General features: G+C 54.7%; 1 protein-coding gene. It reads left to right on the top strand.

The genetic code is table 11. The features are described from left to right. The coding region (locus tag ACTHUT_RS22370) for a contractile injection system protein, VgrG/Pvc8 family (RefSeq protein ID WP_440386924.1) at window positions 1-278 on the top strand (278 nt) is incomplete at both ends.

Raw genomic sequence — 278 nt, 5'->3', positions numbered from 1 at the left:
ATTTGGTATGCCTTCGAACAGCATGAACAACATGGCGACGTAGTCGTCTTCGGCGACAGTCCCGAACACTACTTGCGCAGCCAAGGCCTACCCGTTTCCTACCGTCCCCATGCCGGATTGGAGAGTGTCGGTACCGAAGCATTATTCAACCTCAGCATCCGTCACAACCCCATCGTCGAAGGCATACGCACGGCCGACTACAACTACCGCAGTGCCGATACCGACCTCTTTGCCGAAACCGACAACAAACAGTCCGAAGAATCAGCCGACAATACCGT

It is taken from the genome of Neisseria sp. P0022.S010 (assembly GCF_051956635.1).
The sequence above is the reverse complement of the archived record's forward strand: the minus strand, read 5'-3'. Positions and strand labels throughout refer to the sequence as shown.